The organism is Massilia horti, assembly GCF_004614195.1.
GTDB lineage: Bacteria > Pseudomonadota > Gammaproteobacteria > Burkholderiales > Burkholderiaceae_D > Telluria > Telluria horti.
Map to the genome: position 1 here is coordinate 1 of NZ_SPUM01000045.1, position 23,556 is coordinate 23,556.

Annotated in this window: 23 protein-coding genes; 14 read left to right on the forward strand and 9 right to left on the reverse strand. The window is 61.5% G+C overall.

The genetic code is table 11. The features are described from left to right. Positions 1-112: 112 nt before the first annotated feature. Positions 113-1,015: a serine hydrolase gene (locus E4O92_RS07475; RefSeq protein WP_135189138.1), complete on the reverse strand. Its 903-nt coding sequence runs from the start codon at positions 1,013-1,015 to the stop codon at positions 113-115. 491 nt (positions 1,016-1,506) lie between these two features. Between E4O92_RS07475 and E4O92_RS07480 the strand changes: the two genes are divergently transcribed. Beyond that, complete coding sequence (locus tag E4O92_RS07480) at positions 1,507-1,899, forward strand: hypothetical protein (RefSeq protein ID WP_135189139.1); 393 nt, start codon at positions 1,507-1,509, stop codon at positions 1,897-1,899. A 302-nt stretch (positions 1,900-2,201) separates the two neighbouring features. On the opposite strand, the gene E4O92_RS07485 is transcribed toward E4O92_RS07480, so the two are convergent. Beyond that, positions 2,202-3,215: a sulfate ABC transporter substrate-binding protein gene (locus E4O92_RS07485; protein ID WP_135189140.1), complete on the reverse strand. Its 1,014-nt coding sequence runs from the start codon at positions 3,213-3,215 to the stop codon at positions 2,202-2,204. A 196-nt stretch (positions 3,216-3,411) separates the two neighbouring features. Here E4O92_RS07485 and E4O92_RS07490 point away from each other — a divergent pair, with 196 nt between their 5' ends. The 4 genes from E4O92_RS07490 to E4O92_RS07505 all read left to right on the forward strand — a co-directional run bounded on the left by E4O92_RS07490 (position 3,412) and on the right by E4O92_RS07505 (position 5,590). Then, positions 3,412-3,942 carry a GNAT family N-acetyltransferase gene (locus tag E4O92_RS07490; protein WP_307721745.1) on the forward strand — a complete coding sequence of 177 codons (531 nt, stop codon included), beginning with the start codon at positions 3,412-3,414 and terminating at the stop codon, positions 3,940-3,942. A gap of 104 nt (positions 3,943-4,046) precedes the next feature. Further along, positions 4,047-4,739: a YcbK family protein gene (locus tag E4O92_RS07495; protein ID WP_135189142.1), complete on the forward strand. Its 693-nt coding sequence runs from the start codon at positions 4,047-4,049 to the stop codon at positions 4,737-4,739. Between the two features lie 97 nt (positions 4,740-4,836). Continuing rightward, positions 4,837-5,124 carry a DUF378 domain-containing protein gene (locus E4O92_RS07500; RefSeq protein WP_135189143.1) on the forward strand — a complete coding sequence of 96 codons (288 nt, stop codon included), beginning with the start codon at positions 4,837-4,839 and terminating at the stop codon, positions 5,122-5,124. 4 nt (positions 5,125-5,128) lie between these two features. After that, positions 5,129-5,590, forward strand: coding sequence for a metallophosphoesterase family protein (locus E4O92_RS07505; RefSeq protein WP_206076833.1), 462 nt, complete (start codon positions 5,129-5,131; stop codon positions 5,588-5,590). 198 nt (positions 5,591-5,788) lie between these two features. Here the strand turns inward: E4O92_RS07505 and E4O92_RS07510 are convergent, their stop codons facing one another. Next, complete coding sequence (locus tag E4O92_RS07510) at positions 5,789-6,001, reverse strand: DUF3460 family protein (RefSeq protein ID WP_135189145.1); 213 nt, start codon at positions 5,999-6,001, stop codon at positions 5,789-5,791. 110 nt (positions 6,002-6,111) lie between these two features. Between E4O92_RS07510 and E4O92_RS07515 the strand changes: the two genes are divergently transcribed. The 4 genes from E4O92_RS07515 to E4O92_RS07530 all read left to right on the forward strand — a co-directional run bounded on the left by E4O92_RS07515 (position 6,112) and on the right by E4O92_RS07530 (position 10,317). Beyond that, positions 6,112-6,525, forward strand: coding sequence for a hypothetical protein (locus E4O92_RS07515; protein ID WP_135189146.1), 414 nt, complete (start codon positions 6,112-6,114; stop codon positions 6,523-6,525). A 75-nt stretch (positions 6,526-6,600) separates the two neighbouring features. Beyond that, a complete protein-coding gene (locus tag E4O92_RS07520; protein ID WP_135189147.1) occupies positions 6,601-7,422 on the forward strand; it encodes a cystine ABC transporter substrate-binding protein in 822 nt (273 codons plus the stop codon). Between the two features lie 14 nt (positions 7,423-7,436). Beyond that, positions 7,437-8,099: an amino acid ABC transporter permease gene (locus E4O92_RS07525; RefSeq protein WP_135189148.1), complete on the forward strand. Its 663-nt coding sequence runs from the start codon at positions 7,437-7,439 to the stop codon at positions 8,097-8,099. 73 nt (positions 8,100-8,172) lie between these two features. Then, positions 8,173-10,317: a putative bifunctional diguanylate cyclase/phosphodiesterase gene (locus E4O92_RS07530; RefSeq protein ID WP_135189149.1), complete on the forward strand. Its 2,145-nt coding sequence runs from the start codon at positions 8,173-8,175 to the stop codon at positions 10,315-10,317. A 157-nt stretch (positions 10,318-10,474) separates the two neighbouring features. On the opposite strand, the gene E4O92_RS07535 is transcribed toward E4O92_RS07530, so the two are convergent. Continuing rightward, positions 10,475-12,151 carry an electron transfer flavoprotein-ubiquinone oxidoreductase gene (locus E4O92_RS07535; protein WP_206076830.1) on the reverse strand — a complete coding sequence of 559 codons (1,677 nt, stop codon included), beginning with the start codon at positions 12,149-12,151 and terminating at the stop codon, positions 10,475-10,477. 176 nt (positions 12,152-12,327) lie between these two features. On the opposite strand from E4O92_RS07535, the gene E4O92_RS07540 reads away from it, so the two are divergent. Beyond that, positions 12,328-13,104: an SDR family oxidoreductase gene (locus E4O92_RS07540; RefSeq protein WP_135189197.1), complete on the forward strand. Its 777-nt coding sequence runs from the start codon at positions 12,328-12,330 to the stop codon at positions 13,102-13,104. A 15-nt stretch (positions 13,105-13,119) separates the two neighbouring features. Here the strand turns inward: E4O92_RS07540 and E4O92_RS07545 are convergent, their stop codons facing one another. After that, complete coding sequence (locus tag E4O92_RS07545) at positions 13,120-13,680, reverse strand: PAS and helix-turn-helix domain-containing protein (RefSeq protein ID WP_135189150.1); 561 nt, start codon at positions 13,678-13,680, stop codon at positions 13,120-13,122. A gap of 148 nt (positions 13,681-13,828) precedes the next feature. Here E4O92_RS07545 and E4O92_RS07550 point away from each other — a divergent pair, with 148 nt between their 5' ends. Together E4O92_RS07550 and E4O92_RS07555 are read left to right on the forward strand one after the other, a co-directional pair. Then, positions 13,829-14,527 (forward strand): CoA transferase subunit A, encoded by a 699-nt coding sequence (locus tag E4O92_RS07550; RefSeq protein ID WP_135189151.1) that lies wholly within the window; start codon positions 13,829-13,831, stop codon positions 14,525-14,527. A 20-nt stretch (positions 14,528-14,547) separates the two neighbouring features. Beyond that, positions 14,548-15,198, forward strand: a complete 651-nt coding sequence (locus E4O92_RS07555; RefSeq protein WP_135189152.1) for a 3-oxoacid CoA-transferase subunit B — start codon at positions 14,548-14,550, stop codon at positions 15,196-15,198. A gap of 127 nt (positions 15,199-15,325) precedes the next feature. Here E4O92_RS07555 and E4O92_RS07560 read toward each other — a convergent pair whose 3' ends face one another. Together E4O92_RS07560 and E4O92_RS07565 are read right to left on the reverse strand one after the other, a co-directional pair. Next, positions 15,326-16,591: a M56 family metallopeptidase gene (locus E4O92_RS07560; RefSeq protein ID WP_135189153.1), complete on the reverse strand. Its 1,266-nt coding sequence runs from the start codon at positions 16,589-16,591 to the stop codon at positions 15,326-15,328. Beyond that, positions 16,588-16,971, reverse strand: coding sequence for a BlaI/MecI/CopY family transcriptional regulator (locus E4O92_RS07565; protein WP_135189154.1), 384 nt, complete (start codon positions 16,969-16,971; stop codon positions 16,588-16,590). The genes E4O92_RS07560 and E4O92_RS07565 overlap by 4 nt, the downstream gene beginning before the upstream one ends. Before the next feature lie 162 nt (positions 16,972-17,133). On the opposite strand from E4O92_RS07565, the gene E4O92_RS07570 reads away from it, so the two are divergent. Together E4O92_RS07570 and E4O92_RS07575 are read left to right on the forward strand one after the other, a co-directional pair. Next, positions 17,134-17,841, forward strand: coding sequence for an SIMPL domain-containing protein (locus E4O92_RS07570; protein WP_135189155.1), 708 nt, complete (start codon positions 17,134-17,136; stop codon positions 17,839-17,841). Positions 17,842-17,849: 8 nt separating this feature from the next. Beyond that, a complete protein-coding gene (locus tag E4O92_RS07575) occupies positions 17,850-18,623 on the forward strand; it encodes a sterol desaturase family protein (protein WP_229483136.1) in 774 nt (257 codons plus the stop codon). A gap of 15 nt (positions 18,624-18,638) precedes the next feature. On the opposite strand, the gene E4O92_RS07580 is transcribed toward E4O92_RS07575, so the two are convergent. After that, on the reverse strand, positions 18,639-20,114 hold the full coding sequence (locus E4O92_RS07580) for a DUF3999 family protein (protein WP_135189156.1): 1,476 nt from the start codon (positions 20,112-20,114) through the stop codon (positions 18,639-18,641). 21 nt (positions 20,115-20,135) lie between these two features. Continuing rightward, entirely contained in the window at positions 20,136-23,393 is a 3,258-nt protein-coding gene (locus E4O92_RS07585) for a DUF2339 domain-containing protein (RefSeq protein ID WP_229483138.1), read from the reverse strand. Positions 23,394-23,556: the final 163 nt, after the last annotated feature.

Here is a 23,556-nt window from a genome sequence, read left to right on the forward strand (position 1 = left end):
ACGCGTGGGCGTTCGTTCGGCTGGCCACTGGCCAGCCTCACCCCGCCCACCCTACGAAACCCACGTTACCGCTGACAGCGCATAACAAAAAGGGGCCGTTTGGCCCCTTGAATCACGCGCCGGTCTTAGGCCGGCGGTGGCGCCGCACCTTGACGTGCTTGACGCGGCCGCCTCCAGAGGACACCTTCACGCGCATCGGGTTGTCGGCCGTCAGTGCGGTCGGCGCCGAATCGCCCAGCACATGGCGGCGGATGTTGAGCGCGTCGAGGATGCGCACCGAATTGGCACCGGCGTTGAGCAGCACCATGGTCGCGTTTTTGCCGGCGGCTTTCACGCGCATGATCAGGCAGCGCCCGGCTTCCTGGGTGTAGCCGGTCTTGGACAGGCCGATGTCCCAGCCCTTGGCGCCGACCAGGCGGTTGGTGTTGTGGTACTCGACGTCGCGGCCCTTGATCTTGATGATGTCCTTCGGATCGGTGGTGATGCGGGTGATGTCCGGGTAGTTCGCAGCGGCGCTGGCCATCTTCACCAGATCGGCGGCGGTCGAGCGATTCTGCGGCGACAGCCCGGTCGGTTCCTCGATCACGGTCTGGGTCATGCCGAGCGCGGCGATCTTGCGTTTGACGGCAGCGCCGAATGCGACCGAACCGCCCGGGTAGGTGCGCGCCAGCGCGGCGGCCGCGCGGTTATCGGACGACATCAGGGCCAGCTGCAGCACGTCGCGGCGCGCGATCGAGGCGCCGACCGGCACCCGTGAAGTGCTGTGCTTGAGCGTGTCGACGTCGCTCTTGTCGATTTCAATCAGCTCGTCCATGTCTTGCTTGGCATCGAGGATCACCATCGCGGTCATCAGCTTGGTCAGCGAGGCGATGGGCACGACCGAGTCGGCATTCTTTTCGAGCAGGACCTTGCCGGTGTCGTCTTCGACGACCAGCACCGACTGTGAGCCGAACGGCACCGCAAAAGCGGCCGCGGCGGACACCGACATCAGGACTGCGGCGAACAGTTTCTTCATGTTGTGCGTGAGGTATGGGTTGGAAGGGCGCCACGGCGGCGCAGCTGACGTTGTCCAACGTCTAGCTTTGGGGCAACTAATCTTAACTTGAAAGATATCACCAACCACTGGGAAATGTCTATGGCGCACGCCCTACATGCGGCTAAAAAGTGCAAAAAAGGGCGCAAAAGTGCACCAGAGTTGCGTTATTTCCCAATTACTATCGATCAAGTGATTTGACCAAAGCAAGTTTCTGTCATTCCGGCAATGGCCAGCACCAGCCGCAACGGGATGAGGAGGACGTTTGACGCACTTGACAGGCCAGCGACCGTAACCATTCGAGGATGGCAGCGCTGGTTAAGATTGGCGACTTTGCTGTTATGATTGAACTGACAATACCTTCGAAGGCTTGAGTTCTGGGATTGGCGTCGGCAAGGAAATGGCTGGCGGCGTGGGAGAGACCGCCTTAATTTGTGTACGGGACGTACCGAACGATTGGAGCCGCAAATTACATGCAAAAAATAACATTGAAAAAAGCGCTGATACCAATTTTTGTAATTCTTGGCCTGATCATTCTCCTAATCATGGGGGAGTTTCTATTGGCGAGGGCTTCTGATTCCTACTCCTTGGCGAAGACGACAATTAGGCGATCGGAAGTGGTAGCCAATAATGTCGGCTCGGTCAGCTTCGTCGTGCTGATAGGAGCCAACTATGAGATGCGACCGAACAGCGTGAGTTGTGCAGGCCTGCGTTTTTTCGTTAAGGGGAACCGTGGCAGCGAGATTGTTGCAGTCTTGGTACGAAAGGAGAATTATCAGGGAGCATGGGACGTGTACGACCTTCTGGATGACAGGACAAGTCGTGATGAAAAACCATGCTTGGCAACGTCAGGGAGGCCGAACTAGGGTAAATCTCCGGCTTGTCCTGATGAAAATCCCCAAGGTCGCTTTTTCATCTTTGGCCGGAATGTATCGCATTTCGTTTTTGTTCGGGGAGGCCGCCATTCCGTTTCGACCGTGCCTGTTGATCTGCAATGCCGTCTTCAAATGAGGGTTCCAAGCAGGCCGACGGACTGGGCGGTTTGCGGCCCAGACCCTTAGAAACATCCCTTTTATGCAAAAAGCCACTACCACCGGTGTCCCGGGTGTAGTGGCTTTTCTACTTAAACCAGGCGCCCGCCATCAATCCTGAATGACGGCGATGGGAATTATTTCGACTCGTAGATCTTATCGAACTCGCCACCATCGTCGAAGTGGCGTTTCTGGGCCGCCTTCCAGCCGCCGAAAACATCCTCCACAGTAAACAGTTGCACCGGCTTGTAGTTCTGCGCGAACTGTTTCATGACGTTTTCGTTGCGAACCCGCAGGAAGTGCTTGGCGCCGATCGTCTGGCCGGTTTCCGTGTACAGGAAGTTCAGATACGCGGTCGCTTCCTTGCGGATACCCTTGCGGTCCACCACCTTGTCCACCACCGCCACCGGCGATTCGGCCAGGATCGACATCGACGGATAGACCACGTCGAAATCGCCGCGGCCCTCGGCGCGCACCAGGTTGACTTCGTTCTCGAAGGTCACCAGCACGTCGCCGATCTGGCGCTGGGTGAAGGTGGTGGTGGCGGCGCGGCCGCCGGCATCCAGGACCGGCACGTTCTTGAAGATGGCGCGCACCAGGTCACGCGCCTGCGCTTCGTTGCCGCCTTTCTTGATCACCGAGCCCCAGGCCGCCAGGTAGCTGTAGCGGCCGTTGCCCGCGGTCTTCGGGTTGGGGATGATGACCTGCACGCCCGGCTTGGCCAGGTCCTGCCAGTCGCGAATCTGCTTCGGATTGCCCTTGCGCACCAGGAACACCATGGTCGAGTAGTACGGCGCCGCGTTGTTCGGGAATTTCTTGGCCCAGTCCTTCGCGACCAGGCCGCGATCGGCCAGGAAGTCGATGTCGTTGGCCTGGTTCATCGTCACCACCGAAGCATCGAGGCCGTCGGCCACGGCGCGCGCCTGTTTGCTCGAGCCGCCGTGCGACTGCTTGACGATCACCGTCTCGCCGGTGGCCTTCTTGTAGTCGGCGACAAAGGCCGGGTTGATGTCCTTGTACAGTTCGCGCGCCACGTCATACGAAACGTTCAGCAGCTCGACCGGTGCCGCGCTGGCGGCGAGCGGCAGGGCAGCACCCAGCGCCAGGGCAAGGACGAGTCGTCGGAGGAGGGACTTTGGTTGGTTCGTCATATTGTTCTCGCTTAGCATTTTTGTGGAAACAATGCATCGTGCAAAATCTGGAGCAAAAACGGAACGACAGTTTCGTCATATGCTTAGACAGCCTGGCGCCGTATGTATGGCGACAGCAGAGTCCGGCCCTTTCGGTGTATAGTCCGATCTGTGGCCTCTCGGCCCGGTTTGCTTTTATTGTCTATGCTGGATGTACATGGGAATCGCAATTCGAAAAGCTGTGGCGGCTGATGCGCCGGCGGCCTGCGCGCTGTTACGCCGCTCGATCGAAGAGTGCTGCGCGCGCGATCACCATGGCCGCCCTGGCGTACTGGACAACTGGCTCGCCAACAAGACGCCGCAGAACGTGGCGACCTGGTTTACCACTCCCAGTAATTTTGCAATGGTTGCCGAGCGCGACGGCGAATTGCTGGGCCTTGCACTGCTGACCCAGGCAGGCAAGCTGGCCCTGTGCTACCTGCAGCCCGGTTCGCTGCGCAAGGGCATTGGTCAGGCGCTGCTCGCCGGCATCGAAGAGCAGGCGCGCGTCTGGTGCATCAGCAAGCTGCACCTGCAAAGCCCGGCCTCGGCCAGCGCGTTCTTCGAGCGGCACGGCTATTGCAACGCCGGCAAGGAAGTCACTTGTTTCGGGCTCGAATGCGACTTGCTGTGGAAACGTCTGGATGCCGTCGAATCGGCCGTGGCCGGCGCCGCGCGCAGTCGTTTTTGCAATTGCAGTAGCCAATAACCAGCGGCCGTGGCGCTCGTCCGGCGCCGGCTCGGCGCCCCCCCCCGCTTTTATCCGTACTCGCATTGCGCTATAGTAAGCGCCTTGCAATGGATGAGTACGTTATGGCTTCACGCAGAGAGTTCCTTCAACAGGGTTTAAGCCTGGCCACGCTGGGGGCCATGTCCGCTCCGCTGATCGGCTGTGCGCATGCCACCCCGTCGCCGCGCACCGTCGCCAGCGCCAAGCCGGTAATCCAGAGCGCGCAGGCCGAGGCGCCGTCCGCCGGACTGGCGCCGCCGCCGGACCTGTTCGATGCGCAACTGCTCGACCTCGATTTCTGGGTCAAGCCGCGTACGCTGGCGCTGGTGCGCCCGCAAAGCGGTGAAAAGACCAAGGTGCTGTACTGGAAAGACGGCGAGATCATCGATTCCGCTTACCAGGAACTGTGCCACATCCTGCGCGACGTGAACGGCAAGGCGACCATGCCGATCGATCCCAAGCTGCTGGAAACCCTGTGGGGCACGCAGGCGTTCATCGGCAGGTACGGCCTCGACCAGCCGCTCGAAATCCTGTCGGGCTACCGCACGCCGGCCTCGAACAAGCGCTTGATCGAATCGGGCGTGCCGGCGGCGCGCCAGTCGCTGCACATGTCGGGCAAGGCGGCCGACATCCGCATCGCCAGCCTGAACCAGGAAGTGCTGGGCGGCCTGGTGCAGAGCTTTCGCAAGGGCGGGGTTGGCTTCTACTACCGCTCGGGACCGAAAGGCGGTTGGATCCATACCGACACCGGCCTGAACCGGACCTGGAAGGGTTGACGGCGCGCCGGTAAGGCGCCGCCCGATCAAACTCTCGGGTATTTTTGCTGTCGTACGGGCAGAGCCCCGGAACTTTTGTCTTTCCAAGGAGAGAGCGATGGCAACAATTTCCCCAACCATGGACCGCAGGCAGATTCCTGACCGGCGCGTGGCGTTGCGCGTGCGCACACGCTCGGCCCTGGGTGCGATCGACTACATCGCAATGGTCTTGCTGATCATTGGCGGGCTGAACTGGGCGATGGTCGGGCTATTCGACGTCAATGTGGTGGCCGACCTGTTCGGCGTGCGCAGTCCCGGCACCCGCCTGATCTACATCCTGGTCGGCGCTGCCGCCCTTTATTCGATCTACCTGACGGGCAAGGTGCGGCGCCCGCGTTCCTCCTAGCTTGATGCGCATCGGCCTGGTTTCCGACACCCACGGCCTGCTGCGGCCGGAGACGCTCGCCTTCCTGGCCGGCAGCGACCACATCATCCACGGTGGCGACATCGGCAACGCCGAGATTCTCGAGCAACTGGCGGCGCTGGCCCCGCTGACGGCCGTGCGCGGCAATAACGATACCGCGCCCTGGGCGACGGCGTTGCCCGAAACGGCGCGGCTGCGCTTTGACGCGGTGGACGTGTACGTGATCCACGATCTGAAGCAGCTCACGTTCGATTCCGCGGCCGAAGGGCTGCGCGTGGTCGTGTCCGGGCATTCGCACCAACCCGCCGCAAGCTGGCGCGGCGGCGTGCTGTACGTCAATCCCGGTAGCGCCGGCCGCCGCCGTTTCAAGCTGCCGGTCGCGGCGGGGGAACTGCTGATCGATGGTGACCGGGTCGAGGCGCGCATTGCCGACTTGCAGGGCGGCTAGATACCTCGTACGGCTTGCAGGAGGCGTAGGGTGCGCACCCGTGCGCACGCGGATGCAAAGCACCAGCAATTTCCAGAGAAACAGCAGCAGCTGCGCACCCTGGGGTACGCGGACGCAAACGCTGCGCAACCGTACAGTGTGCGCACAGGTGCGCACCCTACGGGTCCAGGTGGCGTCCCCGACCGCGCATGGGCCGCCTTACTCGTAGTAGTAATTGTGCACCGGCACTTCCGACTGGTGCTCGCGCTCCAGCTCGTCAAAGTTGACCTTGTGATCCCACCAGATATACCAGCCGCGCAGCTGATCCTGCTGCACTTTGGGATGGTTCGCCAGGTAGCCATCGATGAACCGCCCGAATTCCGACACATAGCCACTGTGCCCCGGATGGTATGGCTGCTCTTTCCATTTCATGCTCGCCTCCTGTCGCTGACACATGATCGATGATCCTAGCTCATTGGCCATGTACGTGCACGGGGAAATACCGTACGATACGCAGCTTCCATTTCTTCGCAGCATTTGCAATGAATTCCTCGAACGACTCGCTGTCGCGCCCGCGTTTTCGTCCGCGCCCGTGGACTCCTCTGGAAACGCCACAGGACGTCGAGCTGTGGATCGACGAGCACAACCGCGCGATGCAGGAGCTGGTCAAACCGCAGGAAACCGGCCACGGCATCTGCTTTGCGCTGTCCGAAGGCGGCCAGGTCTACATGCAGACCAGCGGCGACGCGGTCATCCTCGACGTGGAGCCCGATGCTGCCTGGATCGCGCCGCTGATTGTGGCGGCCACCGGTACCGAGCCGCCATCCGGCCAGATCTGGGTGCTGCCGGATGACAAGCTGGTGCAGCTGATCCTCGGCATGTCGATGCTGGTCGAAAGCACGCTGCTGGTCACCGGCCACAACTTTGGTGCGCGCGGGCGCCGATCCTGGTATTGACAGAAATCTCCTGTTCGTTCGGTATGTTTTCGGTTATAAAAGCGAACTCAGCTTGTAAACCGGAGAGCCGACTGCATGAACAAGGATTCGAACACCAATTTCCGCCGTCAACTGCTGGCCGCCGGTGCGCTCGCCGGCTCACTATTTCTCGCCACTGGGCTGGCCGTGCCGGCTTATGCCGCCGATCTGCTGGTTGAGGCCAAGGCGCGCGGCACGCTGCGCATCGCGCTCGAAGGCACTTATCCGCCGTTTAATTTCAAGGACCAGAAAACCGGGCAACTGACCGGTTTTGACGTCGACGTCGCCCGGCTGCTTGCGGCCAAGCTCGGCTTGAAACCGGAATTCGTCAGCACCGAATGGTCGGCCATCCTGGCAGGGCTCTCCGCCGGCAAGTACGATGTCATCATCAGCCAGGTCGGCATCACCCCGAAGCGCGAGCAGGTCTTCGACTTTTCGGAACCCTACACGTATTCGATGCCGCAGCTCATCGTGCGCAAGAACGAGCGTGCGACCTATTCCAGCCTGGCGGACCTGAAAGGCAAGAAGGTCGGGGTGGGGCAGGGCACCGTGTTCGAGCAGCAGGCCAAGGCCGTTCCCGGCATCGATGTCAAGAGCTACCCGGCCACGCCGGAAACCCTGCAAGACCTGGCCTTCGGCCGCATCGACGTGGCCCTGAACGACAACCTGATGGTTGGCTACCTGCTGAAGAATTCGCCGCTGCCGATCAAGGAAGGCCCGAAGGTGGGCGACGTGTCGCGCATGGGCATTCCGTTCCGCAAGGGGAATCCCGGCTTCAAGGCCGCCATCGACAAGGCGCTCGAGCAAGCAAGAAAGGACGGCAGCCTGAAGCAAATTTCCCTCAAGTGGTTTGGCGTGGACGCCACCCGCCAGCCCTGAGCGGCCGCTGCTTCATGGATCTGTTTAACTTGTTGCGCGAGGCCGCGCCGGTCATGCTGACCGGGGCGCTCTACACCTTGCTGTTCGCGCTGGCCTCGATGCTTGGCGGCCTGCTGCTTGGATTCCCGATTGCGCTCATGCGCATTTCGCCGTGGGCGCTGGTGCGCGCGCCGGCTGTGCTGTATGTGAGCGTCATGCGTGGCACGCCGCTGCTGGTGCAGCTGTTCGTGATTTACTACGGCCTGCCGAGCATCGGCATCGAATTCACCCCTGTCACTGCCGGCGTGCTGGCGCTCTCGCTCAATGCCGGCGCCTACCTGTCGGAGAGCCTGCGCGGCGCAATCGCGGCGATCGGCCAGGGCCAGTGGCGCGCCAGCTTCAGCCTTGGCCTCGGTTACTGGCAGACGCTGTACCACGTGGTGCTGCCGCAGGCGCTGCGGGTGGCGGTGCCGGCCATGAGCAATACCTTGATCAGCCTGATCAAGGACACCTCGCTGGTGTCGGTGATTACCATGACCGAACTGATGCTGGCCACCAAGGAAGTGATCGCGACCACCTTCCAGCCTTTGCCGCTCTACATTGCGGCGGCAGCCATCTACTGGTTGCTGAGCCTGGCCTTCGAGCAGTTGCAGCGGCGTGCCGAGCGCCGCCTGAACCGGGCGCATCTGCAACACTAGCTCGACAGCAAGCGCGAGGCCGTGCTAGGCTTCCTGTTACATATTGTAATTTCGTCAGCTCGCGTGAGGTGCGATGGACAACGACGATGTGCAGGCAGCCAGGCAGGGTGAATGCGCGCCGGGCGATCCGTCCCTGGCGGACGAGCAGCTCGACAGTGGGGTGACCATCGAACGGCTGCGGCGCGAGCAGGAACAGGCGCGCTACAACGAGTTGTACCTGCTGGCACCAAGCGGCTACTTTGTCGTCGCCTTCGACGGCACGATCCTGCAGGCCAACCTGGCCGGCGCCCAGATGCTCGGCTTTGCGCGCGGCCGGCCCGGCAACCTGCGCCTGCGCAGCTTTGTCGAGCCAGGCCACCGGGCTGACTTCGACGGTTTTTTCCAGCAGGCGCTCAACGACAGCGAACCCAGGCGCTGCCGCCTGCCGCTGCGGCTGGCGCAGCACGCGCAGGCGATTGATGTCACCCTGGTCGGCAGCGCCGACGGCAGCGGCCAGGCCTGCCGCATCGTGGTCGAACCGGTCGAGGGCCGGCTCGAAGCGCTCGAGCGCAGCGAGGAACGGTTCCGCCGCATCGTGCACTGTGCCGACGAGGGCATCTGGGAAGTCGACGCCTTTGGCCGCACCACCTTCGTCAACCCCAAGATGGCGGCGCTGCTCGGCTACCCGATCGAGGACATCCTGGACCAGCCCCTGTCGCGCTTCATGGACGAGGAGGGCAAGGCGCTGCTCGAGCGTAGCATCGCGCGGCGCCGCCAGGGCCTGGTCGAGCGCCACGAGCTCAAGTTCATACCGAAGGACGGCAGCGCGATGTGGGTCAGCGTCGCGACCAATGCGATCTTCGATCCTTCCGGCCGCTACCTGGGCGCGCTGGCGCTGGTGTCGGACATCACCCAGCAGCGCGCCTCGGCCGAACGCATCTGGCACCAGGCCAACTTCGACGAACTGACCGGGCTGCCGAACCGGCACATGTTCCGCGACCGGATGCGCCAGGAGATGCGCAAGGCCGACCGCAGCGCCGCCTTCCTGGCGCTGCTGTACATCGACCTGGACCGCTTCAAGGAGGTCAACGACCGCCTCGGGCACGCGATGGGTGACCTGCTGCTGGCGGAAGCGGCGCGCCGGATCGCCGGCTGCGTGCGCGCGTCCGACACCCTGGCGCGCCTGGGCGGGGACGAATTCACCGTGCTCCTGGCGGGGCTGGAGCGGGTCGGCAGCGTCGACCGCATCGCCCAGTCCATCATCGATGCGCTGGCGAAGCCCTTCGTGCTGGCCGGCGAGCAGGCCGAGATATCGGCTTCGATCGGCATTGCGCTCTATCCGCCCGATGCCCGCGAAATGGCGGACCTGATCGCGCACGCCGACCAGGCGATGTACGCCTCCAAGAAGGCCGGCCGCAACCGCTATAGCTACTTCACGCCCGACCTGCAGGAAGCGGCGCTGGCGCGCCAGAACATCGCAATCGACCTGCGCGCGGCGCTGGCAAACAGGCAGTTCGAGATCTGGTACCAGCCGATCATCTCGCTCGCCACCGGCGTGGTGCACAAGGCCGAGGCGCTGCTGCGCTGGCGCCACCCGACGCGCGGCCTGCTCGGGCCTGCCGAATTCATTCCCTTCGCCGAAACCAGCGGCCTGATCGTGGAACTGGGCGACTGGGTGTTCCGCGAGGCGGCGCGCCAGGTGCAGCGCTGGCAGCGCTCGATCGACCCGCAGTTCCAAGTCACGGTCAACAAATCGCCGGTGCAGTTCCGGCGCGACGCGGCGCTTTACCAGGCGTGGCTGGACTACCTGCGCGAGCTGCAGCTACCGCCGCAAAGCATCATCATCGAGATCAACGAAGGCGTGCTGCTCGATGGCGTCGACCAGGTCATCGAGCGCCTGCGCCGGTACAAGGCGATGGGGCTGCAGGTGGCGCTCGACCACTTCGGCACGGGTTACTCGTCGCTGTCGCACCTGAAGCGGTTTGACATCGACTACGTGAAGATCGACCAGACGTTCGCCACGACCCTGGAGGACGATGTGGGGGACCTTGCGCTGTGCGAGGCGATCATCGTGATGGCCCACAAGCTGGGGCTCAAGGTGGTGGCGGAAGGCGTGGAGACGCGGGTGCAGCGCGCGCTCCTGCAGGACGCCGGCTGCGATTACGCGCAGGGCTTCATGTTCGCGCGGCCGATGCAGCCAGAAGAATTCGAGGCGATGGCCAAGGCGTCGCGGGAATAAACCGTCGGGCCTGCGGCGCGAAAATATCGTAACGTGAATCACCAGCGCACGAAAGATGGCACGTCGTTCCCGGGCTCGGCGCCCCCCCATAGGCAGCGTGATATGGACGTTCAGCATGGGTCCCCGCCTGCGCGGGGACGAGGGCCAACTACTGGGCTTACATGTTCGGATAATTCGGCCCGCCGCCGCCTTCCGGCGTGACCCACACGATGTTCTGCGACGGGTCCTTGATGTCGCAGGTCTTGCAGTGCACGCAGTTTTGGGCGTTGATCTGCAGGCGGTCCTTGCCTTCTTCGGTCTTGACGAACTCATAGACGCCGGCCGGGCAGTAGCGCTGCTCGGGACCGGCAAACCGCGCCAGGTTCACGTCCACCGGCACGTCCTGGTTCTTGAGCGTCAGGTGCACCGGCTGGTCTTCCGCATGATTGGTGTTCGAGATGAACACCGACGACAGGCGGTCGAACGTCAGCTTGCCGTCCGGCTTGGGGTACGCGATTGGCTTGAATTGGTCGGCGGTCTGCAGGCATTCATGGTCGGCGTGCTGGTGGTGCAGCGTCCATGGCGCCTTGCCGCGAAAGACGATCTGGTCGATGCCGGTCATGATCGTGCCCAGCATCAGGCCCTTGCTCATCCACGGCTTGAAGTTGCGCGCCACGTGCAGTTCTTCATGCAGCCACGATTGCTCGAAGGAGGCCGGGTAGCTCACCAGCTCGTCGCCCTGCCGGTTCTCGGAGAGCGCGGCGAACGCCGAATCGGCGGCCAGCATGCCGGTCTTGATCGCGGCGTGGCTGCCCTTGATGCGGCTCACATTAAGGAAACCGGCATCGCAGCCGATCAGCGCGCCGCCCGGGAATACCAGCTTGGGCAGCGATTGCAGGCCGCCCGCCGTGATCGCGCGGGCCCCGTAGGAGATGCGTTTGCCGCCTTCGAAGAAGGTGCGGATCGCCGGGTGCGTCTTGTAGCGCTGGAATTCTTCGTACGGCGACAGGTACGGATTCCGGTAAGCCAGCCCGACGACGAAGCCGACCGCGACCTGGTTGTTCTCCAGGTGATACAGGAACGAGCCACCATAGGTGTCGTTGTCGAGCGGCCAGCCGGCGCTGTGGATCACCAGGCCGGGCTGGTGCTTGGCCGGATCGATCTCCCACAGCTCCTTGATGCCGATGCCGTAGGTCTGCGGGTCCTTGCCCTTGTTCAGGTCATACTTCGCGATCAGCTGCTTGCCCAAGTGGCCGCGCGATCCTTCCGCAAACAGGGTGTACTTGGCGTGCAGTTCCATGCCGAGCTGGAAGGCGTCGGTCGGCTGGCCTTCGCGGTTCACGCCCATGTTGCCGGTGGCGACGCCCTTGACCGAGCCGTCGTCGTTGTACAGCACTTCCGCTGCCGCGAAGCCGGGGAAGATTTCGACGCCAAGTGCTTCGGCCTGCTGGCCGAGCCAGCGTACGACGTTGCCCAGCGAGATGACGTAATTGCCGTGGTTGGTCAGGGCCTTGGGCACCATGAAGTTAGGCGTCCGGTAGGCTTTGGTTTCGGTCAGGAACAGGACCTGGTCCTCGGTGACGGGCGTGTTCAGCGGGGCGCCGAGTTCCTTCCAGTTCGGGAACAGTTCGTTCAGGGCGATCGGATCCATCACGGCGCCGGACAGGATGTGCGCACCGATCTCGCTGCCTTTTTCCAGGACGCAGACCGACACTTCCTTGCCCCGTTCGGCCGCCAGCTGCTTCAGGCGGATTGCCGCCGACAGCCCCGCCGGGCCGCCGCCGACAATGACCACGTCGTACTCCATCGATTCGCGCGGTCCGTATTGATCGAGGATGTTGTTTGTCTCTGTCATCGTTGTATGTATGATTGAAAAAATTTAAGCACGAGTGTGCGGCTTTTTGATGCTGATTGCAACTTGGCCAGTCATTTTACGAGGATTATTAGACACGGCAATCTAAACTGGCAATTTGTGTAATGATTACGGCATCCCAGCGAGCCGTAGTGCGCGAACATCAACAGGAGCCGACCGTGGGCATAGAAGTGAACTTTGAAGGCAAGATTGCGATGGTGACTGGCGCCTCGGGCGGGTTGGGCGCGCGGTTTGCGAAGGCGCTGGCCAACGCCGGTGCGCAGGTCGTGCTGGCCTCGCGCCGGGTCGAGCGCCTGAAGGAATTGCGTGCCGAGATCGAATCGGAGGGCGGCGCCGCGCACGTGGTTGAGCTGGACGTGACCGACCTTGCCAGTATCAAGGCCGCGGTCGCGCATGCCGAGACCGAGGCCGGTCCGCTCGACATCCTGGTCAACAATTCGGGCGTCTCGAGCACCCAGCGCCTGCTGGACGTGTCCGAGGAGGATTACACCTACGTGATGGACACCAACCTGCGTGGCGCGTTTTTCGTGGCGCAGCAGGTGGCCAAGCGCATGATCGCGCGCGCCAAGGGCGATCCGAGAAAGCAGCACAGGATCGTGAACATCGCTTCGGTAGCGGGCCTGCGGGTGCTGCCGCAGATCGGCGTGTATTGCATGAGCAAGGCCGGCGTGGTGCAGATGACCAAGGCGATGGCGGTGGAGTGGGGCCGCTACGGCATCAACGTGAACGCGATCTGTCCCGGCTACATTTCGACCGAGATGAACGAGGACTACTTCGAAACCGACCAGGGCAGGAAACTGCTCGACATGCTGCCGCGCAAGCGCCCGGGCAAGCCGGAAGACCTGGACGGGCTGCTGCTCCTGCTCGCGGCCGAGGAGTCGCACTTTATCAATGGTGCGGTGATTACCGCGGACGACGGCATGACGGCCCTGTAGGCGAAGCCAGTCGCTCTAACGCGTTACGCCGACCAGCTTGTGCACCAGTTCCGACGAGGTTGCTGCCGCGAACTTGCGCATCAGCCGTGCGCGGTGCATTTCCACGGTGCGGGGCGACAGGTCGGTCTCGCGCGCGATCATCTTGCTGGTCTTGCCTTCGACCAAGAGCGCCGCGATCTCGCGTTCGCGCGGCGTCAGCTCGGCCGTCACCGGCCGCTTTTCACTGACATCCTCGAACGTCCAGACGCCGGCGCCGAGCGGGTCAAGCGAATTAAGCGCACGCCCCGTCACGTGGCACCAGAATAATTCACCGTCCCCGCGGCGCATGATGCGCTCGTCCGAATAGCGGCCCCTGGCGTTCATGATCGGGATGATGCGGTCGCCCGTGCGCAAAAACTCGTCCATGGTCGGATACAGTACCGAGAACGACTGGCCGTCCAACTGGCCGCGTTCATAGCCGAACATCGACGCCAGCGCCTCGTTGCCGGATTGAATCACCCGGTTCACCGAAATGCACATGCCCACCGGCGCATGCTGGAAAATCATTTCGTAATCAATGGCGTATGATGGGTTCATCGGGTCCAATTCGCGCTCGCTCGTGGGTAGGAAGCTGGTAGTTCTACTGTATTGTGCTTTCGCCGGGCGTATTTTATGCTGAGATTCTACTCTGCAGTACCGGGAACGCCCGGGGGCCTTCGGCTTAACCAAAAAAGGGGACACGAGTATGAACAAAGTTTATCCTGACGCGAGATCGGCACTGGAGGGTGTCGTCAAGGACGGTCAGACCATCGCCGTGGGCGGCTTCGGCCTGTGTGGCATTCCGGAAGCGCTGATCACCGCGCTGCGCGATTCCGGCGTCAAGAACCTGACCGCGATCTCGAACAATGCCGGCGTCGACGGCTTCGGTCTGGGCCTGCTGCTGCAGACGCGCCAGATCAAGAAGATGATTTCCTCGTACGTCGGCGAGAACAAGGAATTCGAACGCCAATACCTGGCCGGTGAACTCGAACTCGAATTCACCCCGCAGGGCACGCTGGCGGAAAAGCTGCGCGCCGGCGGCGCCGGCATTCCGGCCTTCTTTACCCGCACCGGCTACGGCACCATCGTTGCCGAGGGCAAGGAAGAGCGCGAATTTGACGGCGAAATGTACGTCATGGAGCGTTCGCTGATGCCGGACGTATCGCTGGTCAAGGCCTACATGGCGGACCGCGCCGGCAATCTCGTGTACCGCAAGACCGCGCGCAACTTCAATCCGAATGTCGCCACCGCGGGCAAGATCTGCATCGTGGAAGTCGAAAAGCTGGTCGAAGTCGGCGAGATCGATCCGGACCAGGTGCATACGCCGAGCATTTTCGTGCACCGCATCGTCCACAACCCGAACCCGGAAAAGCGCATCGAACAGCGCACCGTGCGTCCCAACTAAGACCAGCATCGGAGACAAACATGGCATGGACTCGTGATCAAATGGCCGAACGCGCGGCCAAAGAACTGCAGGACGGTTTCTACGTCAACCTGGGCATCGGTTTGCCGACGCTGGTCGCCAACTATGTTCCCAGCAACATGGAAGTGTGGCTGCAGTCGGAAAACGGCCTGCTCGGCATCGGCCCGTTCCCGCGCGACGACGAGGTCGATCCGGACCTGATCAACGCCGGCAAGCAGACCGTGACTGCGATCTCCGGCGCGTCGTTCTTCTCGTCGGCCGATTCGTTTGGCATGATCCGCGGCGGCAAGATCAACCTGGCGATCTTGGGCGCGATGCAGGTATCCGAGCACGGCGACCTGGCCAACTGGATGATCCCCGGCAAAATGGTCAAGGGCATGGGCGGCGCAATGGACCTGGTGGCCGGCGTCAAGCGCGTCGTGGTGGTGATGGAACACGTGGCGACCGCCAAGGATGGCACCAAGTCGCACAAGATCCTCAAGAAGTGCAACTTGCCGCTGACGGGCGTGGGCGTGGTCGACCGCATCATCACCGACCTGTGCGTCATCGATGTGAGCGGCGCCGGGCTGAAGGTGGTGGAACTGGCACCGGGCGTGACCAAGGAAGAGATTGCTGCCGCAACCGGCGCCGAGCTGGATTTGTCGGCGGTCTGATTACGGCAATCGGCGCGTGGGCGAAATGCGCCCACGCCTGCCCGAACCGCTCTTATTTAATTTCCCACACATATTGCATTGTCTGACAAAAGCCGGGCGAACCCGGCTTTACATGGCCTGACTGTTCTTAGTGGGCCACCCACACGTACTGCATTTGCATCCATCCTTCCACCGGCTTGCCATTCTTGGTCGCAGGCTGGAATTGGCATTTCGCGATGCCTTCCCGTGCCGCCTCGTCCAGGCTGCGATAGCCACTTGATTTCACCAAGCGCGAATCCTTGGCTGTGCCACTAGCGTCCACCAGGAATTGCAGTGTGACTGTGCCCTCATGGTTTGCGGCCAGGTCCTCTTGTGGCCAGACCGGCTTTGCGCAGGAACTGAATTTTGCAACGGCGCCCGTGTCGGGCAGAGTTGCCTGCGTTTCCTTTTCAGCAGTGGCACATGCCGACAGACCGATGCACAGGGCGGCCAGGCCGACCACGGGAAGGGCCGCCTTCCATTTCAGCGCCTGGGTCTGGGGACGTACCAATCGTTTGATGCGTGACATGAGATCTCCTCCGTTGGCCGCCTGGGCCAGGTGGTGGGTTGAGAACTGGAGTCGCTCCAGTTCGGAAAGGGCAAGGGCCAGGCGCCGTGGTTCGCCGAGCATCCTTGCGGCTAAATCGTCCGCGATCTGTTCGCGCTCGGTACGAATGCGATTCGAGATCCACCAGACCGCGGGGTGGTAAAACAGCAGGGTCTCGACCACGTTCTGGCCGAGATTGACGAGGTAGTCGAAACGCCTCACATGCGCCAGTTCGTGCGCGAGCAGCGCTTCGAGCAGTTCGGGCGGCATGCCGGACACCAGCGCGGCCGGCACCAGCACCACCGGGCGCCACCAACCGGCGGTGATCGGGCTGGCCAGGCCGTCGACCACGCGCAGGCGGACGTCACGCGTGATCCCGAACCTGGCGGCCATCTGGTCAATCCTAGCCTGCCAGTGGCGATCGTTGGCATTGCGCCCGGCCATCCGGCCGATCCACAGCAGGCCCAGCGCCATCCGCAGCGCCAGCGCGAGCGCGCAGGCGGCCCATAGCGCCACGATCAAGCCCAGCTTGTTGGCGAAGTATCCCACCAGATTTGCCGTGTTGACAGCGGGTCCATACGTGATCGCGGGTGCGCCGGTCATGGCGCCGCCCATCGAATTTGTCTCCGCAAGACGGACCCAGAGATCGATGGCTGGCCAAACCAGACACAGCAGCAATGCGGAGCAGGCGAGCAGGTAGCGCGCATGCGGCCTGGCGTTGCGCAGCACAGTCAGGCCGATCGCGGTCGCGCAAGCGATCAACGCGCCTTGCCAGAGGAAGTGGACCAGCGTCCAGCCGATTGCCGGCACGAGCACGGAGGCATTCATTCCTTGTCCTCCTTGAGCAGCTTCTCGATTTCTTCGCGTTCTTTTTTCGAGATGCCGGTCTTCAGGGCCGCCAGCACCAGCGCCTTGGCCGAGCCCGAGAACGCGCGCTGCATCAGGTCCTTCAGCAGATTGGTCTGCAGCGAATCCTTCGGCTGCGCCGGGGCGTAGACGTGGGAGCGTTCGCTCTCGTCACGGATCAGCAGCCCTTTGCTGTGCATCACTTGCATGAGGCGCAGGACGTTGGCGTAGGTTACTTCCGGGCGGTCCCGTTGGATCTGCTGATGAACCTGCTTCGCAGTTGCCGAGCCGAGTGGCCACAGCACTTGCAACAGGTCGAGTTCGGCCGCCGTCGGTTTGGAGGGTGCGGGGGTCTTGGCCATGACTGTTCCTTACGAAAATAACATGAACAACATTTAGACTATCTTTTCTAGATCAGTTTGTCTATAAAATTTTCAAAGGCGGCTGACGTCCTGAAAAATAATGTAGACAAGTTTGTCTAATGCTCCTATTCTGGCTGTTCAATTAACTTTCCCGGAGTACATGTGATCAAGAAAATCGCCCTCCTGATGGCACTCGCGCTGGTCTCGACTACTGGCTCTGCTTCCCAATTGCCCGACTATCCGTTCATTCATGCGACGGGGAACGCATTGATCTTCGCCATGCCCGACATCGGTGAGATCGACTTTGAAATTGTGGCCACCGACGCGGACCCGGCAGTGGCGCGGGCGGTGGTCGAGGAGCGCGTTGCCGAGGTGCGCACGCTGGTGGAGGAGCAGGGCTTGCCAGTCGACGACGTTGCGGTCCGGGATGTGCGCCAGGAACTGCATAAGAGCGATTCGCCAACGCCGCTCTACGACGTCAAATGCGTGGTGCACCTGAACGTGCGCGACCTGTCGAAGTGGCGTGCGATTGCCGGCGGACTGGTCGGCAAGCCGAACCTCGGCGGCTTTTCGACCGCGTTCGATTCGAGCGAGCGCGACAAGATCGAGGCCGACCTGATCACCCAGGCAATCCGCGATGCCCGCCGCAAGGGGCAGGTCATGGCGGAGGGGTTCGGCCGCAAGCTCGGGCCGGTCGCAGGAGTCACGCCGGGCCAGTTGAAGAACCTGGGATCGGTGATGGGGTTGGTACGCGAGGATTTCACCTACCAGCGCAGCGCGTCTGCCCAGCAGGTCGACCTGAAGGCGATTTTCGAGATTCAAGCCATGAAGCTGCGGCAATCGGTGGATGTCCTTTTCCGCTTCAAATGAGGTGAGACGTGCTTGGCCACTGGTCGACTTCTCCTCAAGTCCAATTTTGGATCAGCCGCGCGTCAGCCAACATCTGGCGCGCCGCGCTTTACTACCTGATCGTCGTAGCAGTGTTTGGCGCGATATGGCTTTGGTGGCATTACCGTCCGGGCCTGCGCATGCGACTGCAAGTGCGGCAGGTCCCGGCGCGACAGTTCGGGCGCGAAATCCTGAGCAGCATTGGCCCGGTACTGGTGTTTGGCCTGGTCGTGCCGATACTGTTTGCGCTCGGCTTGGGCAAGCACTTTCGCTTCTACTGGAATATCAGCGACCGTGGCTGGCCGTATTTCTTTTTGAGCATCGTCTTGCTCATGCTGATCCAGGACACCTGGTTTTACTGGACCCACCGGCTGATGCATCACCGCCGCCTGTTCCGCTGGTTCCATCGGACCCATCACCGCTCCACCAATCCAAACCCGTTGACGACATATTCGATGAGCGTGCTCGAAGCGATTGTGCTCAGCGGTTCGAGCGTGATTTCGTTGTTCATCATTCCGACCACCGGCGCGGCACTCGTGATCATTGGCTGGCTTAACCTAATCTACGGCGTCTATGGACACCTCGGCTATGAACTTTATCCGCGCGCCATGGCCGGGCACTGGCTCGGGCGCTGGATCAACACGTCCATGGCACACAATGTCCACCATGCGACAGGGCGCTACAACTACGGGTACTACTTCCTTTTCTGGGATCGATTGATGGGGACGCTCGACCCGGACTATGAGGCAAAGTATTCAAACTAATGCAGGCGAGCCACTTCATGTGTTCGACGTCCTATCGCCGCTCTCGTTGCGCATCTGCGCCGTCAGTTTCCAGGCCATGAATCCCAGGATGGCAACTCCGAGAATCAGGATGGCCCACAGCACAACGATCCGCCACCGTGCTGATTCGACCGGGGACATTGTCTGATTTGGCGCCGTGGGCGTTTGCTCGCGTGTTGCGCCTGGCACAGCCTGTTCGACGGCCCGAAGCTCGTCCGCTGTAAAGCCGGGCGCGACCTGGGACAGCGGAAGTTGCGCCGACTGGGCATCCGGGCGACCCACGGCCAAGGTGAAGGGTTGACGTCCGTTCGCAACGAAGACGATAGTCGCAGGCGACCAGGTAATGCGTAGCGCGGGTTGTTCGGTAAGCGGGCCGTCCGGCCGAAGTACCCAGTTTTCCGCATGGGTTGACGCAATTGGCAAATCACCGGAGGCTCTTCTGGCCCCATCCTGCGCAAACTGAAAAAAAGTGGCTTTTAGCTTTGGAGTGAATTCGTAGGTCCTGTCCGCACGAAGGTTGCGGCTGGGCCGCTCCACATACTGTCCAAGTACAGCCGGTAACGATACATTTTGTTGCGTCAACTGCAGTCCCAATTTCTCGACCGGTATCGCAACCGGCGTCGGATAGAACAGGTCTTGTCCGAAACGTCCTGGCTGGGCCGCTACCAGGAGCGTTTCGACGTGGCGCGGCGACGAGCTCGCAATCGGGAACTCGGCAATGATCTTGGCAAATTCGATCGGGTTTCCTTCGACCCAGGACAGGCGAACATAGCGCGATGCAGTCGGCGCGAACTCGAGCCGGTCGTTCGCGATTTGTTCGGTCTGGTTGTTGACTAGCCAGTTAAGGTTCGATTCGCCCACCGTTCTCCACGACTTGAGGTCATCACTGACTTCCACGGCGACCCGTGCCGAGTAGTTCGAAGTCCCTGCCGGTAATGTCAACCTTAAGGCATCGATGAGCTGGCCGGCCTGCTTGCCATCGGGCCCTGCGGCAGGCCCGATGTCAAGGATGAGGCTGGACAGGAGATCGGCTGGTTGGTTAAGCGCCACCGTGCCCCTGGTAGTGACCGAAAGCACGGAGCCGTCGGCGGAGGTTCGGATTTCCAGCCCGTGTGGTAATGGGGACCCGGCGCGACCAGCCTCAAACACCGGGAATATGCGCACCGGCGCGGCGCGCCGGCTCGTTCGTGATTGTGCCGGCGGCGCGGTCAGGCTGAATGAAAGCTTTCTGCCATCCGCGTCGAACAATCGTAGATCGTTCAGGTTGGCCGAGTGCGAGCGCAGGTAGGCGTCACGTGGCAGCTGGAACTGCACAATGCCCTGCCTGCCGCTGACAGTCAGGGGGATGAGGTGACTGTACTCGGCGGCGCTGTCGCGCGTCGTCGGCTCGGCAGCGGCCATTACTGCAGGTGAAATTGGGGTCAGGACGAATCCGAACAGTGCCGACAATGCCAGACAGGATAAGCTTCTCATACACACTCCAGGTTCAGGCAACTATGCCGCCAGCGTATTCTGCTCGTCCGCCTCCGCCTTGGGGAAGGGAGCGATGTAACCAATGATGAGCATCAGTAAGCCCACACCGACGAACGAAACGATGCGCTCCAGGGAGCCCGACTGGGACAAATCGACCAACGCCAGTTTGACGACGACGATGGCGAGCAGGACCGCGCCAGCGCCCCATTGGCTGCGCAGCTTGCGACGCCATGCGTGGCGCATCAGGATCAGCGCGGTGCCCGTCCATACGAGGGACAGCATTGCCTGCACAAATAGCGATGATGCCAATCCCTCGAATTCGTATTGGATATGAAGGAAATGCGAGGCGCTTCGCAGCAGCATCAGGTTGAACCAGGCGTAGGCGGCGATCCCGCCGATCTGCGGCAATTTGCCCACCAGTTCCCTGGCTGCGGCGCTTGCAGCAAACTCGGCATGTAGCATGCGAAGCGTGGCTATCGCAAGTACCGCCGCAAAACCGGTGGTAAGGTCGAGCGGGTTGAGTAGCGGAAGATAGGGCAGCGGGTCCATGCTGCCATCCTGCTGGCGGTTCCAAACGGCTACGAGCAACAGGGACCAGGCAACCGCACACGGAATCAGGACGCTTCTGTACCAATCGCTGACGGGTTTGGTTGGCCAGGCTTCGGCCCGGGTGCGAACCATTACAGCGGCGATGGCGAGCATCATCACCCATGCGGGGAGATAGGTGGACCAGCTGCCGGAAGTGGACAGGCCCGTACCGCTGGAAGCTATAACCAGCCAATTCGAGACGAGAATGCCCCCGGCGGGCCAGATGGCCAGCCACGGTCCGCCCGCCTTGATCAGATGCAGAATCTTCATGAAGACGGGTTTGATCGGCCAGCCTGCTGCCTGCCATTTTACGAGCAGCAGTTCGCCACCCAGCCACACGGCCGCATAAGATATCCATCGCGGCACTGCTGGCATATAGTCGTCCCGGTAAAGCGTGCCGAGGATCTCGACGGTGCGCAGCGTGAGAAGGAGCCAGATCATCAGACCAAACCAGCGCAGCGCCCGCCAGGCCAGGCGGCGCGACAGCCAGATAAATGCGATGGCCGATCCGATCGCGAGCAGGTCATAGAAAAGCACCCAGTAAACGTCGCCCTGCGATGGCAGCAAGCGCAGTGCGTTGCCGGATACGCTGTACAGCAACGGGCCGAACCACCAGAAGCCGCCCCATAGCAGAATCGCGTTTGAAATCTTTTTGTCTTCGTCCTCGCGGAGCCTTTTCTGCATGCTCCAGCTCGTGAGCAGGGCGCCGGCAGCAATCATCAGCGGGCCAAGGAATGGTTCGTCCGCTGGCCGGTGGCGCAGCATCTCCAGCGAACCCCATTCCCATCCAGCCACGACGATCCATCCAATTGCACCGGCGAGTTGGGCAATCAATGCCAGCGTGCGGGCGTATTCCCACTGCATTCTCGACGCGATCAAATTCAAGATGATGGCTGTCAGAAAAGCGAGCGCGACCAGCATGTTATGGAATGCGCCATGCTGCGTCCGCAGGTAGGCTTCGTACCATAATCCGCTCAGCAGCCAAAAGCCCGCGATCGCAAGAAAGATGTTGGACGCGTCGGCAAATCCGCTGCTGGCGTTGTCTCCTGCCTGGCGCCTGAAGGAACTGGCCATCCCGAATGTGCTGCCCGCCAGGAACAGGAATCCGAGCCAGATATGCGATTCGGCCGTGATGTGGCCATGTGGTGAGGCCATGGTGGTCATGAACTCCATCCATGCGCCGAACTGGACCAACAGGCCAAAGATCCAGACGCTCGGCTGCTTCCGGCGAAGCCCGACCCAGACGAATCCCGCACCCTCCAGGGCCCACGCTGCGGATGTCCATCGGTTATCGAGGGCAAGTGGCAATGTCAGCGTCCCGAACACTACTCCGAGCGCGAGGAATGCTTCGACAAGTGGACGCCAGATTTGGGCGCGCCGCCACAGGACATTGGCAAGGCCAAGATAGAAGGCGCTCAGGGCTAGCGCTGACAGCGCCATTCCATATTCTTTGTCCCGAACCAGCCCGTACTGCAATCCAAATGCGATCATTGGCGTTCCAAGGAGCAGGGTGGCGTCGAAGTATTTCTTTAGCTGCGGCGCGCGCCTGTGCGCGAAGACAATCGCAATCGCAACGTAAAGCAGGAAGAACAGGATAAGGAACAGCTGGGTTGAAAAATAGTGGTCTGGAACATATCGGCTCCAGCCCCATGCCGCGCCGACGATGAACGTAAATCCAAAGCCGAGAAGATTCAGCAAACGCCATGCGCGTGCGTACGAGATGAAGAAGACGCCGAAATTGAGCAATGCATAATATGAGAACAAGGCGATATGGCTGCCTTTTCCGGTTGTAATCAGGATCGGCACGGCGAATCCGCCCACGATTCCGAATGCCGCAAGCCAGACGGCCTCCTGCAAAACGGCCAGCAGGCAGGTGAAGGCTGTCAACGCGACCAGCAGGCCGAAGGTAAAGAAGGCGGGGATCAGGTTGAAGGAATGATGGGAGGCGAATACCACGAGCATCAGGATCGCAATGGCCGCGCCTTGTGCCGGCAGCGCCACATCACGGCGCGTGACACGAATGCGCCACGCCCAGACAAGCAATCCCAGGTCGGCCGCTGCCACGCCGGCGATGCGCGCCTCGATCGGGATATGAATTCTTTCGGCGGCGTACTTGAGCAGGAATCCAACCCCGACAAACAAGATCACCAATCCCAATTTCGCAACCAGGTTGCCGGTGAAAAGCCATTGCTTAGCCCTGCCGAGCAATCTGGTAACAGCGCCGTCGCCCGGTGGTCTCGCGCCCGAGCCGATGGTTGGTTCTGCTGGGGGATGCACGGCCCTTGCATCTTGCATGTGAGCCAGTGGGCTGACTTCTGGCGGGCTAATTGGATTCTGCGCGGAGCGCGATTCGGGATCATCCGTGCTTGAGACGGAACTGATCGGTAGGGGCTCTTCCTGAAAGATGCCCTCTCCCGAAGTGGCGCTGGCATCTGTTTTCGACCAGGCTTCGGTGCCCGATGCTTTCGCTTCGGATTGCGGACTATGAATCGTCTCCTCGGCGATTGGTGCGCTGACCGCTGGCGAGCCAATGTCGCCTGCCTCTCGTTTTCGTTCCTCTTCCAGCCTCCCGACGGCGGCCCGCAGCTCCGCTATCTCACTGCGCATCTTCTGAAATTGATCGACCATCCGGCTGGTCCTACTGTAGGCAATCAGCACGAAGATAACGACTAGCAAAAGGAACGGAATCACAAACGTCCTCCTTTTTTCTATTCCGCGGATATGCGCGTTGAATGGGACAATCGCGAGTTTTTCCAAATGCAAATAGCTATGCTCTCACTCGAGCATTACGGATAAGTTGACCAATATCAAAGAATTACTGGAGACAGTCTCTCCCGCTCAAACAAAAAAAGCC

Coding starts and splice junctions, on each gene's coding strand:
- E4O92_RS07525 (WP_135189148.1), top strand. CDS start 7,437: ATGGATCTGTTTAACTTGTTGCGCGAGGCCGCGCCGGTCATGCTGACC.
- E4O92_RS07555 (WP_135189152.1), top strand. CDS start 14,548: ATGGCATGGACTCGTGATCAAATGGCCGAACGCGCGGCCAAAGAACTG.
- E4O92_RS07475 (WP_135189138.1), bottom strand. CDS start 1,015: ATGAAGAAACTGTTCGCCGCAGTCCTGATGTCGGTGTCCGCCGCGGCC.
- E4O92_RS07565 (WP_135189154.1), bottom strand. CDS start 16,971: ATGGCCAAGACCCCCGCACCCTCCAAACCGACGGCGGCCGAACTCGAC.
- E4O92_RS07495 (WP_135189142.1), top strand. CDS start 4,047: ATGGCTTCACGCAGAGAGTTCCTTCAACAGGGTTTAAGCCTGGCCACG.
- E4O92_RS07580 (WP_135189156.1), bottom strand. CDS start 20,114: ATGAGAAGCTTATCCTGTCTGGCATTGTCGGCACTGTTCGGATTCGTC.
- E4O92_RS07510 (WP_135189145.1), bottom strand. CDS start 6,001: ATGAAATGGAAAGAGCAGCCATACCATCCGGGGCACAGTGGCTATGTG.
- E4O92_RS07480 (WP_135189139.1), top strand. CDS start 1,507: ATGCAAAAAATAACATTGAAAAAAGCGCTGATACCAATTTTTGTAATT.
- E4O92_RS07545 (WP_135189150.1), bottom strand. CDS start 13,680: ATGAACCCATCATACGCCATTGATTACGAAATGATTTTCCAGCATGCG.
- E4O92_RS07560 (WP_135189153.1), bottom strand. CDS start 16,591: ATGAATGCCTCCGTGCTCGTGCCGGCAATCGGCTGGACGCTGGTCCAC.
- E4O92_RS07530 (WP_135189149.1), top strand. CDS start 8,173: ATGGACAACGACGATGTGCAGGCAGCCAGGCAGGGTGAATGCGCGCCG.
- E4O92_RS07490 (WP_307721745.1), top strand. CDS start 3,412: ATGGGAATCGCAATTCGAAAAGCTGTGGCGGCTGATGCGCCGGCGGCC.
- E4O92_RS07515 (WP_135189146.1), top strand. CDS start 6,112: ATGAATTCCTCGAACGACTCGCTGTCGCGCCCGCGTTTTCGTCCGCGC.
- E4O92_RS07550 (WP_135189151.1), top strand. CDS start 13,829: ATGAACAAAGTTTATCCTGACGCGAGATCGGCACTGGAGGGTGTCGTC.
- E4O92_RS07520 (WP_135189147.1), top strand. CDS start 6,601: ATGAACAAGGATTCGAACACCAATTTCCGCCGTCAACTGCTGGCCGCC.
- E4O92_RS07535 (WP_206076830.1), bottom strand. CDS start 12,151: ATGACAGAGACAAACAACATCCTCGATCAATACGGACCGCGCGAATCG.
- E4O92_RS07485 (WP_135189140.1), bottom strand. CDS start 3,215: ATGACGAACCAACCAAAGTCCCTCCTCCGACGACTCGTCCTTGCCCTG.
- E4O92_RS07500 (WP_135189143.1), top strand. CDS start 4,837: ATGGCAACAATTTCCCCAACCATGGACCGCAGGCAGATTCCTGACCGG.
- E4O92_RS07505 (WP_206076833.1), top strand. CDS start 5,129: ATGCGCATCGGCCTGGTTTCCGACACCCACGGCCTGCTGCGGCCGGAG.